The following is a 12,164-nucleotide window of genomic DNA, read 5'->3' on the forward strand; positions in this document are numbered from 1 at the left end:
CTACTCCTAGACGTTCTCGGGTACGGCGACCGCTGCGTCCTGACACGGCGGCAGGTCGGCCGGCGCCGCGAGAGTGCCCGTGACGGCGGTTGCGGCGGCGACCAGCGGCGAGACGAGGTGCGTCCGGCCACCCTTGCCCTGGCGTCCTTCGAAGTTCCGGTTGGAGGTCGAGGCGCTTCGCTCCCCCGGGGCCAGCTGGTCCGGGTTCATTCCCAGACACATCGAGCAGCCCGCTCCACGCCACTCGGCGCCCGCATCCTTGAAGATCACGTCCAGACCTTCGGACTCGGCCTGCAGCAGCACCCGGCCCGAGCCCGGGACGACGAGCATCCTGGTGCCGTCGGCAACCTTCCGGCCGGCCAGTACACCGGCCGCGGCGCGCAGGTCCTCGATCCGGCCGTTGGTGCAGGAGCCGAGGAAGACGGTGTCCACCTTGACCTCGCGCAGCGGAGTACCGGCGGTGAGGCCCATGTACTCCAGGGCGCGCTCGGCGGCGATCTTGTCGTTGGGCTCGTCGAAGTCGTCCGGCGACGGCACGTTGGCCGACAGCGGAGCGCCCTGGCCCGGGTTGGTGCCCCAGGTGACGAACGGCGCGATGTCTTCGGCGCGCAGCACGATCTCGCGGTCGAAGTCGGCGTCGTCGTCGGTCGACAGGCCGTTCCAGTACTCGACCGCTGCTTCCCAGTCGAGACCCTGCGGCGCGTGCGGCTTGTCCTTCAGATACGCGTACGTCGTCTCGTCCGGCGCGATCATGCCGGCCTTCGCGCCCCACTCGATCGACATGTTGCAGATCGTCATCCGGGCTTCCATCGACAGCGCGCGGATCGCTTCACCGCGGTACTCGACGATGTAGCCCTGGCCGCCGCCGGTGCCGACCTGCGTGATCAGCGCGAGGACCAGGTCCTTGGCCGAGACGCCGTCGGGCAGTACGCCGTCGACGGTGACTGCCATCGTCTTAGGCCGGGCCTGCATCAGCGTCTGGGTGGCGAGCACGTGCTCGACCTCGCTGGTCCCGATGCCGAACGCGATCGCGCCGAACGCGCCGTGGGTGGAGGTGTGGCTGTCACCGCAGACCACGGTCATCCCGGGCTGGGTCAGGCCGAGCTGCGGGCCGATCACGTGCACGACGCCCTGGTCGGGATCGCCGAGGGTGTGGATCCGGACGCCGAACTCCGCGGCGTTCCTGCGCAGCGTGTCCACCTGCGTCCGCGAGACCAGGTCGGCGATCGGCTTGTCGACGTCGAGGGTGGGTACGTTGTGATCCTCGGTGGCGATCGTCAGATCCGGGCGGCGGACCGGTCGGCCTGCCAGCCGGAGGCCGTCGAAGGCTTGTGGACTGGTCACCTCGTGCACCAGGTGGAGATCGATGTAGAGGAGGTCGGGCTCTCCGTCGGCATGGCGCACAACGTGCGCATCCCAGACCTTTTCCGACAACGTCCTACCCATCAGACTGCTCCTTTGAGGTTTGTGGTGTGCTGTCTCTCGCTCACATTGCGCCGGAACCGGCTCCAGAAGCGACTTGCGTTCCACGATTCGAGACGGCAATATCGTCTCATGGACAACTCTAGCGGAGTCGGCGTTCTCGACAAAGCAGCTCTCGTTCTGTCCGCACTCGAGTCCGGGCCGGCGACCCTGGCCGGACTCGTGGCGGCGACGGGACTGGCCCGGCCGACGGCTCATCGGCTCGCCGTGGCCCTCGAGCACCACCGGCTGGTGGGGCGCGACATGCAGGGCCGCTTCGTGCTCGGGCCGCGCCTGAGCGAGTTGGCCTCCGCGGCCGGTGAGGACCGGCTGCTGGCGACCGCCGGTCCGGTACTGGCCCGGCTGCGCGACATCACGGGTGAATCGGCCCAGCTGTTCCGGCGCCAAGGTGAGTACCGCGTCTGCGTCGCGGCCGCCGAGCGCCCGTCCGGTCTGCGCGACACCGTTCCGGTCGGCAGCCAGCTGACGATGGCAGCCGGCTCAGCCGCCCAGATCCTGCTGGCCTGGGAAGACCCCGAGCGGATGCACCGCGGGCTCCACAACGCCAGCTTCAACGCGGCGGCGCTGGCCGGCGTACGCCGTCGTGGCTGGGCCCACTCCGTCGGCGAACGCGAGCAGGGCGTCGCCTCGGTCTCGGCGCCCGTCCGCTCCCCTTCCGGCAAGGTGATCGCCTCGGTCTCGGTCTCCGGCCCGATCGAACGCCTCTCCCGCCAGCCCGGTCGCATGCACGCCCCCGCCGTCATGGCCGCCGCCGAACGCCTCTCCGAAGCTCTCCGCAGAGCCTCCGAGTAGTACAGCCCGTACTGCGAACAGCCCGTCGCCTCCCGCGGCGGGCTGTTTCAGTTGTTCTGCGGTGGGCGTGGGGTGCTTGCCGGGCGGCGGGGCCGGATCCACGATGAGCTCAGGGGGTACTGCGTTCTGGGAGGTTCGTGATGGTGCGGGACTGGATGACTGTCGGTTGGAAGATGTTGATCGTTCGCGGGGCGATCGGCATCGTGTTCGGGATCCTGGCGATCGTCTGGCCGATCTCGACGGCGATCGCGCTGGCGTTGCTGTGGGGCTTCTGGGCGTTGATGGACGGGATCGGCTCGCTGACCCAGGCGTTCCGGCCGGAGTCTCGTGGCAGCCGGCTGTGGCTCGGGGTGATCGGGGTGATCGCGCTGGTCGCGGCCTTCTTCGCCATCTTCAGCCCGGCCGTCACCGCGGTCACGCTGACCTGGATCCTCGGCATCTGGCTGATCGTCCGCGGTGTCTTCGAGGCGGTCGGCGCCTTCACCACCGATCAGCTGGCCCCGCGGTGGTTCCTGGTCCTCAGCGCCGCGCTGTCGATCCTGCTGGGCATCCTCTTCGCCGCCAACCCCGGTAAGGGCGCGGTCGGCATCGCCGTCTTCCTGGGCGTCGTGGCCCTTCTGTGGGGCGCCGCTTTCCTGGTCGCCGGCCTGGCGGTCCGCCGGCTGGTCGCCACTCCTCAGCAACCGGCGGCGGGCCAGCAACCTGCGATGTGACGCCTGTCTCAACGAGAGTTCGAGGCAAACAACAAGCGCCCCTCACCTGACGGTGAGGGGCGCTTTTCTCTGGTAGCCCCGACGGGATTCGAACCCGCGCTACCGCCTTGAGAGGGCGGCGTGCTAGGCCGCTACACAACGGGGCCAGAGGGTTGTCGACCTGCTCCGAAGAGCTGACCAACGAGGATGAACTGTACCTAACTTCCAGCGATACGGTCCAATCGCTGGGGTACTAGGACTCGAACCTAGACTAACTGGACCAGAACCAGTCGGGCTGCCAATTACCCCATACCCCAAAGCTTTTACTGCGATTGTCAGTGCGTTTCCGCCCTCACAACCTGGCCCGCTGAGCCTATCGCAGCAAGGCGCCAGAATCCAAAACGGGGTCCCCGCCTGCCGTTGTCACTCCCGTCACACCAGCCTCCTGCCTGGTCGGCGGTCCATGACCAGAGGGGTCGCCAACGGCAACTCGCACCGGGTCGCCATTCCCTGCTTGCCGGCCAGCAGCAACGCGATCGCCCCGAAGGCGGCGAACTTCACCACGTCGACGGCAACGAGCGACCAGGGCGCGTCCGAGGCACCCAGGCTGTCGCCGACGGTGTTGGTCAGCGCCGCATAGATGAAGGTGATCACGTTGTTCGCCGCGTGCGCCGCGATCGACGCCTCCAGCCCACCGGTCCGGACGGCCAGCAGCCCGGCCACCAGCCCGAACGCGAAGCGATCCAGGAACAACGCCGGGCTCTCCCACGGCCAGATCCCGTGCGCCATCGTGAACAGCACCGTCGTCACCAGTACTGCGACCAGCGAGCTGCGCACCAGCGCGCCGACCGCCTGCAGCAGGTAGCCGCGGAAGAAGTACTCCTCCCCCGCCGCCTGGAACGTCGAGGTCAGCAACGTCACCGCGATCACGCCGGCCGCGTCCGAGGCGATGCCGTCGGGGCCGTCGCCCAGGACGCCGATCCCGCCGAACTTGATCACCCCGAGCATCACCAGCTCGAGCACCACAGCCGCGACCCCGAACACCACCAGTGGACGCCAGCGCAGCTTGCCGATCACCGACGACAGCAGGCCCGGCGTCTGCTTGTTCAGCAGCGTCGCGACGATCATCGTCAGCGGGATCAGCACGATCAGCGACAGGTTCGTCGCCAGCAGCCCCAGCCACGACACGGTGCCCTCGGGATCCGTCCGGATCCCCCGCTGGATCGACAGGATCAGCAGGCTGAAGAACATCCACCCGACCAGTACGGTGAGCGCGCCGAGGAGCAGGAAGGCCCGCGGCGCCACGTCGTTGCGCAGCAGCCGGTGGAACGGCTGCGGGCCGGCGTCCCGGGGGTCGACCGCACCCCCGGGACCCGGCGTACCGGCGTACGACATCAGTCTGCCGGGAGTGCCGCGCGGGCCTGCTCGATCCGGTGCAGCGAACGCTCCCGGCCGAGTAGATCCAGCGACTCGAACAGCGGCGGCGAGATCCGGCGGCCGGAGATCGCGACCCGGACCGGGCCGAACGCGTTCTTCGGCTTCAGCCCGAGACCCTCGATCAACGACGCACGCAGGGCGGCCTCGATCGCCTCGGTGGTCCACTCGCCGACCTCGGTGAGCGCCTTGCCAGTGGCCTCCAGGACGGCGCCGGCGTCAGCGGTCAGCACCTTGTTGGCCGAGTCCTGGTCGATCGAGAAGGCCTCGTCCGGTACGAACAGGAAGCTGAGCATCTCGACCGACTCCGACAGCGTGTTCATCCGCTCCTGTACCAGCGGTACGGCCGCGCCGAGCAACTGCAACTGCTCCGCCGACGGCTCGGCCGGCAGCACCCCGGCCTTGGCCAGGAACGGTACGACGCGGCGCGCGAACTCCGCCGGGTCGAGCATCCGCATGTGGGAGGCGTTGATCGCCTCGCACTTCTTCGGGTCGAAGCGGGCCGCGTTCGCGTTCACCTTGCGGATGTCGAACGCCTTGATCATCTCGTCCATGGTGAAGACGTCGCGATCGTCGGCGATCGACCAGCCGAGCAGCGCCAGGTAGTTCAGCAGGCCCTCGGGCAGGAAACCACGCTCCATGTACTCGCCGAGGCCGGCCCCCGGGTCGCGCTTGGACAGCTTCTTGTTGCCCTCACCCATCACGAACGGCAGGTGCCCGAACCGCGGCGTCTGGCCCGAGCCGATGCCGATCTCGGCCAGTGCCTCGTACAACGCGATCTGGCGCGGCGTCGACGGCAGCAGATCCTCGCCCCGCAGTACGTGGGTGATCTCCATCAGCGCGTCGTCGACCGGGTTCACCAGCGGGTACAGCGGGTAGCCGTTCGCGCGGACGAGCACGTAGTCGCCCAGGTTCTCCGGCAGGAAGGTGATCTCTCCGCGGACCAGGTCGTCGAAGGTGATCGGGCGGTCGGGCATCCGCAGCCGGACGACCGGGTGCCGGCCCTCGTCCAGGTACGCCTGCACCTGCTCCGGCGTCAGCGTGCGGCAGTGGCCGTCGTACCCGCTGTGCTGGCCGGCCGAGCGAGCAGCCTCGCGGCGCTGGTCCAGCTCCTCCTGCGAGCAGTAGCAGTGGTACGCCTTGCCCGCGGCGAGCAGCTTCGCCACCACGTCGGCGTAGAGGTCCATCCGCTCCGACTGCAGGTACGGGCCGAACTCGCCGCCGATCTGCGGGCCCTCGTCCCAGTTCAGGCCGAGCCAGGTGAGCGAGTCCAGCGTGTACTGCAGCGCCTCAGGCGTGTTGCGGGACTTGTCCGTGTCCTCGATCCGGAGCACGAGCTTGCCGCCGTAGTGGCGGGCGAAGGCCCAGTTGAACAGCGCGCTGCGGATGTTGCCGACCGTCAGCAGACCGGTCGGTGACGGTGGGAAGCGCACCCGCACCTTGGACGGTTCCAAGCCCCCAAGAACGTTGCCGTCGTCGTCGAATGAAGCAGCGGCAGGCCTTTCAGTCACGCACGATCACCTTGTTCGTCAGAGTTCCGAGTCCTTCGACGCTGATGGCGACCTCGTCGCCGGGCAGCATCGGGCCGACACCCGCGGGGGTGCCGGTGAGCACCACGTCGCCGGGGAGCAACGTGGTGAAAGAGGTGATGTAGGCCAGCACCTCGGGGATGTCGAACAGGAATTGCGAGGTCTTCCCGTCCTGCTTGAGCTCGCCGTTCAGCGTGGTGGTGACGCGCGCGTCCGACACGTCCAGATCCGTACTGATCCACGGGCCGAGCGGGCAGAACGTGTCGTACCCCTTCGCCCGGGCCCATTGCCCGTCGCTCTTCTGCAGGTCCCGCGCGGTCACGTCGTTGGCGATCGTGTACCCGAAGATCACCTCTTCGGCGCGCTCCCGGGGCAGGTCGCGGCAGATCCGGCCGATCACGATCGCCAGCTCGCCCTCGAAGTGCAGGTCGTTGGTCTGCTCGGGGTAGACGATGCCGTCCCGCGGGCCGACCACCGAGGTGTTCGGCTTCAGGAAGATCAGCGGCTCGGTGGGGACCTCGTTGCCGAGCTCCTCGGCGTGCGCGCGGTAGTTGCGCCCGACGCAGACCACCTTGCTGCGCGGGATCACCGGGGCCAGCAACCGGACGTCAGCCAGTTGCAGCTGCTCGCCGGTGAATTGCACCGGCCGGTAGAGCGGGTCCGAGTCGAGCACTGCGACGGTACCGGTGAGCCCCTCGGGGTCATCGGTCTCGACGACGCCGTACTTCGGTTCGTCGTCGACGGAGAATCTGGCGATACGCACGTGCGGCCTTTGCTGAGTGTCGGATCGAGTCCTGGAGTCAATTACCAGAGTCACGTTCGGAGCACCGAGCCTACCGTCGTACCGGGGTGAGACAGTTACCTGGTGACGACTGACATCCGGCTGGCCCGGCCCGCGGAGTACGACGAGGTGGGCGAGCTGACCGCCGAGGCCTATGCCGCGGACGGTTTCATCCCCGAGGGCTCCGACTACGGACGGACTCTGCGCAACGCGGCCGACCGCGCCGCCAAGGCGGAGCTCTGGGTCGCCGCCGACAGTACAGAACTGTTGGGCACCGTCACTTTCTGTGTTCCCGGCTCGGTCTACGGCGAGCTCGCCCGCGACGGCGAGGGCGAGTTCCGGATGCTCGGGGTGTCGGCGAAGGCGCGCGGCCGCGGCATCGGTACGGCGCTGTCGGTGCACTGCATCGAGCGCAGCCGCGAGTTGGGCTATCGCCGTGTCGTCCTGTCGAGCGCTCGAGCCATGACCACCGCCCACCGCGTGTACGAGCGGCTCGGCTTCACCCGCCTCCCCGAACGCGACTGGTCCCCCCGCCCCGGTGTCGACCTGTACGCCTTCTCCCTGGCCCTGTGACCGTCGTCCTCGAACCCGCCGACTGGGAGCCGTTGCAAGCAGCCCACTCGGAGCGGGTGGATGCCCTGCTCGCGGACCATCTCGAGCGCCGCCAACGGGGTGAGAAGCACCCGGTCGAGGACTTCCTCTTCACCTACTACCCGACCCGCCCCAAACAACTCCGTGTCTGGCACCCCGGCCCCGGCATCAGCCTGCGCGGCGCCACGCAGTACGAGGGCAAACGCGGCTACCTGTACTCCGGCGACGCCGCGCGCCTGGACCCGACCGAGATCTCGCGCCGCACCGACTCCATCACCTGGATCGCTCGGTTGCTCAAGGCAACCGCAGACCGTCAACCCCAGTTCGGCTGCTTCGGCCTGCACGAATGGGCGATGGTCTACCGCTCGGAGGAAGTCCGCCACGACTGGCCCCTCCGACTGGGCGCCGATCGCACCGACCGCGTGGTCGAGTCGCACAAGATCGCCTGCTCGCATTTCGACGCCTTCCGCTTCTTCACGGAACCCGCGCGCCCCCTGAACGTCCTGCAGCCCACGCGCGAGTCCCAACCTCTGCTGGAGCAGGGCGGCTGCCTGCACGCCAACATGGACCTCTACAAATGGGCCACGAAGCTCATGCCCTTCACGCCAAGCTCCTTGCTCCTCGACTGCTTCGAGCTGGCCCGCGACATCCGCACCCTCGACATGCGCGCCTCGCCGTACGACTTCGCCGTACTGGGCTACGACCCCATCCCGATCGAAACCCCAGCCGGCAAGGCGCAGTACGCCGCAGCCCAACGCGCCTTCGCCGACCGCGCCCGCCCCTTCCGCCGGCAACTCGTCGAGCTCTGCGACCAACTGGCTGAAGAACAGCAGAGGACCTCCCACGCCTGACGGCTTCGACGCGGAGGCGCAACCCGCCTTCCTGCTGCCCCTGACGAGAACGATGATGACATCAACTGATGTCGGTTGACGGCGCCATTTGATGCCGTCGGCAACAAGAGGTCGTCGGTAGCCTGGCCGATGCGTATGAGTTCGCGGCGCGGTGGCACGGTGACCAGGTTCGGCCGGCCAGTGAGTCGTACGTCGAGCATCTCCTGCAGGCGCTCGAGATTGCTGTCGAGGTCGCTGGGGCGACGCAACGTGCAGCGGCTCGACACGCACCCGCGGCCCGCGAAGCAGGCCAGCTACTACGCGGAGACGGTCCGCTGGTTCATGCCGCTGGCTGCTGGATCGACGCAGTTCAAGGCACCCTTCACCCAATGGCGAGACAAGTTCGCCTACCTGGAGACTCAGGGCGTGTAAGGAGTTCCACCGAACAGCGCGTTGAGCTTGGCGGCAAGCGACGGCTTGAGCTCGCCGTTGACGCGCAGCAGGGCGGAGTCGTTCGTGTAGTTGTACTCCGTCCCGAGCATCGGGATGTCCTTCAAGTTCTTCTGGATGTAGGCGGCGCGGTCGGTCGCAGCCTTCGCCGTCGGCCAGATCTCGATGGTGGCACCGCAGTCGGCACCAGGCTTGTCGCACGTCAGCGTCGACTCGTAGAGCACAGCGGCGTCCAGGTAGCCGGTCGGCCGCCCGATCAGATTGTTCGGATCGTTGTCCTCGGTGATCTGGACGATCTTCTTGATCGACGGCGCCCCAGCCTTCACCTTGGCCGCGAGCCCGGCCGCGGTCGCCTTCGTCGCCGGCGCACTGGAAGCCACGGTCGAGGACGGCGCAGGCAAAGTCTTGGTAGGCAGCGACTCCGTAACCGTCACCGGCCCAACCGACGGCGTCCCCTGCCCAGCCGTCGTCTCGGCCCCACCACATCCACTGACGACCAACAGGAGGACAACTCCCACCAATACCTTCATCTGCCAACCTCCCCAGTTGCGGCCTGGACCACTACCGCGCAACGTAGCCGCCACAAGGTCCACCCCCGCCACCCTTGCGTCCCCAGCGAACAGCTCCCCCACCAACTGTCATCTCCCCCAATGCCTCGCGATCGGTTGTTGCCTCCTTTCGCGGTTCAGCTCTTGTTCAAGGTTGATGGATAAGCTTGAATAAGGGTATGGCCAGGGTTGAGTTGCAGCGGTGGCCGGGGCACCCGGATGGGTTCACCCGGGCTGAGCGGCTGGGTGGGTCGTACGAGTTGTACTTTCCGGATCCGTTGGTGGGGCGGGAGTTCGATCTCAGCGATGAGGTGCTGGCTGCATTGGAGGATGCGGCTGGGGATTTGGCTCGGCTGGATGCGACCGCGGCGGTGCTGACGAACAGTGAGGCGTTGGCTCGGTTGTTGTTGCGGGCCGAGGCGGTGGGGTCTTCGCAGATCGAGGGGCTGGTGGTGGGGGCTCGGCGGTTGTTGAAGGCTGAGGCTTTGCGCGACAACGCGCGGCATCATGACGTGACCGCCGAGGAGGTTCTTGGTGCTGTCGACGCGATGATGTGGGTGACCGGGTCCGTGCAGATCGGGGACAAGCTCGAGGTCGAGCATCTGCTCGAAGCACACCGGCGCTTGATGGCGCACTCTCCTCATCGGGAGTTCGGCGGCGAGGTGCGCTACCTGCAGAACTGGATCGGCGGGCGCTCCCCTGCCGAGGCGTACTACGTTCCGCCGCCGGCGCAGGTTGTGCCCGAACTGCTCGCCGACCTGATGACCTTCATCCGCGAGTCCCCGTTGCCCGTACTGGCCAAGACCGGGATCGCGCATGCGCAGTTCGAGACGATCCATCCCTTTGCCGATGGCAACGGTCGCACCGGCCGCGCACTGATTCACCTGGTACTGCGAGCCGAAGGCCTCGTCGAGCGCAGCGTCCCGCCGGTCTCGCTCTCCCTTGCCACGCACGCGACGCAGTACATCGAAGCCCTCACCGCCTTCCGTCACACCGGCAAGGCGACGAACCCCCGCGCTCGCCGGGCGGCGAACGAATGGCTGCTGATGTTCGCCACCGCCTGCAGCCATGCGACAGCCGAAGCCGCCCGTTTCGAGCGCACCGCCGCCGACCTCAAGGTTGCCTGGCGTGAACGCGCAGCGCCGGTCCGCGCGGGCTCCGCCGTCGACCTGCTGATCGAGACCTTGCCGGCCGCGCCCGTACTGACCCTCACCGCGGCAGCCGAGCTGATCGGCAGATCGCAGCAAGCCGCCAACCAGGCCCTGACCCGCCTGACCGAGGCCGCCGTCCTCCGCGAGATCACGGACGGTCGCCGCAACCGTGTCTACGAAGCTCCTGAACTTATCGATGCCTTCACCCTCCTCGAACGCCGCTTCGCCAGCCCGGCCGCCGATACCCGGATCGAGGCGCCTAGCAGACCGGTTCCGTCAGTGCCACGACCAACACGCTGAGCTGATTGACTTTCCTCGCTTCCTCGATGAACAATTCGAACATACGTTCGAGAGCTGGGCCAAATCGGGGAGTGTGAGGAACTGTGATGCCGGAGCCGTTCGACTGGGAGATCTTGCAGCGGCCGTCTGCGATGGCGATGGTGCGCGGGCAGCTCGGCTTCAGCTGGATGGTGTTGTCGGGGCGGTTGGCGGCGCTCACCGACGAGCAATACTTCTGGCGGCCGAGCAGTGAGGCGCTGACCGTCGTCCGGCGGCAGTATGCGGGGCGGTTCAGGTCGCTCGGGTCGGGTGAGTGGGTGGCGCAATGGCCGGACGAGCCGGATCACCGCGGGCCGCGAACGATCGCGTGGCTGATCGCACATCTGACCGAGACGTTCTTCGAGCGCTGGGAGTGGACGTTCGGGGCGAGCCAACAAGGCCGGGCAGACATCACCCTGCACGGCAACGCCCAGGACGCGGTCGCCTGGCTAGCTCACTGGGTGGACGCCTGGCGTGACTCGATCGCCGAGCTCGACGAGCAGGAGGCGATGTCCATCGGCCTGAGCCAAGCAACCGAGCTAGACGCCGCCGAGCCGTTCGGCCACGTGATCCTCCGCCTCAACCGCGAGCTCATCCATCACGGCTCGGAAATCATGACGCTGCAGGACCTCCACGCCCTGGCCGCCTGACCCGCCGATTGACCCACCCGATCCCCTGGCCGTCGAGGCGGAGGCCACTCCATCCACCGCTCAGGAGTGCGCCTCGGCGGCCAGGCCCCAGGCAGATGCAGTACGGCCGAGATCGGCGACCCCGTCAGCCGCCGAACCACCTCGCCGAGAATGAACCCGAACGTCACAGCGTGATACCCGACCCGAGTCCCCGGCGCCCACCACGGCTCCAGCGAAGCGACCACCGCGCACATCGCATCCCAGTCGCAGAACCGCTCCAAGGTCAGCTCCGCAGGCACCGCAGGCACCCCGCCGAATGCGTCAGCACGTGCCGCACGGTCGTCGACGACTTGCCATGAGCGCCGAACTCCGGCCACACCGAAGCCACCAAGGTGTCGTAGGAGAGCATCCCCTGTTCCACCAGCACGTGGACGACGGTCGAGGTCACCCCTTTGACCGTCGAGGCGGCATAGAACAGCGTGTCCGACGTGACCGGCCGGCCCGTCACCCCATCGGCGACGCCGGCCACCGCGTCCACGATCAGCTCGCCACGGCGGTACACGGCGGCCTGTACGCCGTCCTCCGAACCCGACGCGACCAAGCCGTCGAGCAGCACCTGAACCTGCTTCTGAAGCTCGCTCATACCAGTTCCTCCCACCCGCAGATCATCGCCTCGCTGGCGACGCTCAGTACTGGGTCGGAACCGTTGAGCAAAATTTGACATTGCACCGAGATGCGTTTTTCACACAACATGTGCGCTCCTCGGCGAGTCGAGGCACTAGATGTGGGGGTAGTGGGGTTAAGGTCTCTGCACTGGTCGTCAGGGGAATCCGGTGAGAATCCGGGGCTGCCCCGCAGCGGTAAGCGGATAAGCAGTCCCCGTGAGCCCGAATACCTGCGGCCGGTGCGCGTACCGCCGGTGCGCGCTGTCCGAGAC

14 protein-coding genes, 2 tRNA genes and 1 riboswitch are annotated in these 12,164 nt (G+C 67.7%); of the genes, 7 read left to right on the forward strand and 9 right to left on the reverse strand.

Annotated features, from left to right (window positions below; all coding sequences use genetic code 11):
* Window positions 1–6: 6 nt before the first annotated feature.
* Window positions 7–1,446 (reverse strand): 3-isopropylmalate dehydratase large subunit, encoded by a 1,440-nt coding sequence (gene leuC, locus G3I17_RS27050; RefSeq protein ID WP_164600402.1) that lies wholly within the window; start codon window positions 1,444–1,446, stop codon window positions 7–9.
* Between the two features lie 108 nt (window positions 1,447–1,554).
* On the opposite strand from leuC, the gene G3I17_RS27055 reads away from it, so the two are divergent.
* Together G3I17_RS27055 and G3I17_RS27060 are read left to right on the forward strand one after the other, a co-directional pair.
* Window positions 1,555–2,274 carry an IclR family transcriptional regulator gene (locus G3I17_RS27055; RefSeq protein ID WP_164600403.1) on the forward strand — a complete coding sequence of 240 codons (720 nt, stop codon included), beginning with the start codon at window positions 1,555–1,557 and terminating at the stop codon, window positions 2,272–2,274.
* Window positions 2,275–2,447: 173 nt separating this feature from the next.
* Complete coding sequence (locus G3I17_RS27060; RefSeq protein WP_203590794.1) at window positions 2,448–2,987, forward strand: DUF308 domain-containing protein; 540 nt, start codon at window positions 2,448–2,450, stop codon at window positions 2,985–2,987.
* A 70-nt stretch (window positions 2,988–3,057) separates the two neighbouring features.
* On the opposite strand, the gene G3I17_RS27065 is transcribed toward G3I17_RS27060, so the two are convergent.
* From G3I17_RS27065 to G3I17_RS27085, 5 genes are all read right to left on the reverse strand, one after another.
* Window positions 3,058–3,133: transfer RNA gene (locus G3I17_RS27065), tRNA-Glu, on the reverse strand.
* Between the two features lie 78 nt (window positions 3,134–3,211).
* Window positions 3,212–3,283: transfer RNA gene (locus tag G3I17_RS27070), tRNA-Gln, on the reverse strand.
* A gap of 115 nt (window positions 3,284–3,398) precedes the next feature.
* A complete protein-coding gene (locus G3I17_RS27075; protein ID WP_164600405.1) occupies window positions 3,399–4,361 on the reverse strand; it encodes a CPBP family intramembrane glutamic endopeptidase in 963 nt (320 codons plus the stop codon).
* Window positions 4,361–5,839 (reverse strand): glutamate--tRNA ligase, encoded by a 1,479-nt coding sequence (gene gltX, locus G3I17_RS27080; protein WP_343238431.1) that lies wholly within the window; start codon window positions 5,837–5,839, stop codon window positions 4,361–4,363. Before gltX ends, G3I17_RS27075 begins: the two co-directional genes overlap by 1 nt.
* Window positions 5,840–5,903: 64 nt before the next feature.
* A complete protein-coding gene (locus G3I17_RS27085) occupies window positions 5,904–6,692 on the reverse strand; it encodes a fumarylacetoacetate hydrolase family protein (RefSeq protein ID WP_164600406.1) in 789 nt (262 codons plus the stop codon).
* 102 nt (window positions 6,693–6,794) lie between these two features.
* On the opposite strand from G3I17_RS27085, the gene G3I17_RS27090 reads away from it, so the two are divergent.
* The 3 genes from G3I17_RS27090 to G3I17_RS27100 all read left to right on the forward strand — a co-directional run bounded on the left by G3I17_RS27090 (window position 6,795) and on the right by G3I17_RS27100 (window position 8,563).
* A complete protein-coding gene (locus tag G3I17_RS27090; RefSeq protein WP_343238430.1) occupies window positions 6,795–7,283 on the forward strand; it encodes a GNAT family N-acetyltransferase in 489 nt (162 codons plus the stop codon).
* Complete coding sequence (locus tag G3I17_RS27095) at window positions 7,280–8,152, forward strand: 3-methyladenine DNA glycosylase (protein WP_164600407.1); 873 nt, start codon at window positions 7,280–7,282, stop codon at window positions 8,150–8,152. Before G3I17_RS27090 ends, G3I17_RS27095 begins: the two co-directional genes overlap by 4 nt.
* Window positions 8,153–8,281: 129 nt before the next feature.
* Window positions 8,282–8,563: a hypothetical protein gene (locus tag G3I17_RS27100; protein WP_164600408.1), complete on the forward strand. Its 282-nt coding sequence runs from the start codon at window positions 8,282–8,284 to the stop codon at window positions 8,561–8,563.
* Here the strand turns inward: G3I17_RS27100 and G3I17_RS27105 are convergent.
* On the reverse strand, window positions 8,551–9,111 hold the full coding sequence (locus G3I17_RS27105) for a hypothetical protein (protein ID WP_164600409.1): 561 nt from the start codon (window positions 9,109–9,111) through the stop codon (window positions 8,551–8,553). The two genes, G3I17_RS27100 and G3I17_RS27105, sit on opposite strands and share 13 nt — an antisense overlap.
* 197 nt (window positions 9,112–9,308) lie before the next feature.
* On the opposite strand from G3I17_RS27105, the gene G3I17_RS27110 reads away from it, so the two are divergent.
* Complete coding sequence (locus tag G3I17_RS27110) at window positions 9,309–10,580, forward strand: Fic family protein (RefSeq protein WP_203590795.1); 1,272 nt, start codon at window positions 9,309–9,311, stop codon at window positions 10,578–10,580.
* A gap of 86 nt (window positions 10,581–10,666) precedes the next feature.
* A complete protein-coding gene (locus tag G3I17_RS27115) occupies window positions 10,667–11,248 on the forward strand; it encodes a DinB family protein (protein ID WP_164600410.1) in 582 nt (193 codons plus the stop codon).
* Here the strand turns inward: G3I17_RS27115 and G3I17_RS41095 are convergent.
* Both G3I17_RS41095 and G3I17_RS41100 read right to left on the reverse strand, forming a co-directional pair.
* Window positions 11,197–11,481, reverse strand: a complete 285-nt coding sequence (locus G3I17_RS41095; RefSeq protein ID WP_239062957.1) for a beta-lactamase family protein — start codon at window positions 11,479–11,481, stop codon at window positions 11,197–11,199. The two genes, G3I17_RS27115 and G3I17_RS41095, sit on opposite strands and share 52 nt — an antisense overlap.
* Window positions 11,482–11,510: 29 nt before the next feature.
* A complete protein-coding gene (locus G3I17_RS41100) occupies window positions 11,511–11,870 on the reverse strand; it encodes a serine hydrolase domain-containing protein (RefSeq protein ID WP_239062936.1) in 360 nt (119 codons plus the stop codon).
* 157 nt (window positions 11,871–12,027) lie between these two features.
* A riboswitch (cobalamin riboswitch) is annotated at window positions 12,028–12,145 on the forward strand.
* The last annotated feature ends 19 nt before the right edge of the window (window positions 12,146–12,164 follow it).

It is taken from the genome of Streptomyces sp. SID13031, from assembly GCF_010548305.1.
GTDB lineage: Bacteria > Actinomycetota > Actinomycetes > Propionibacteriales > Kribbellaceae > Kribbella.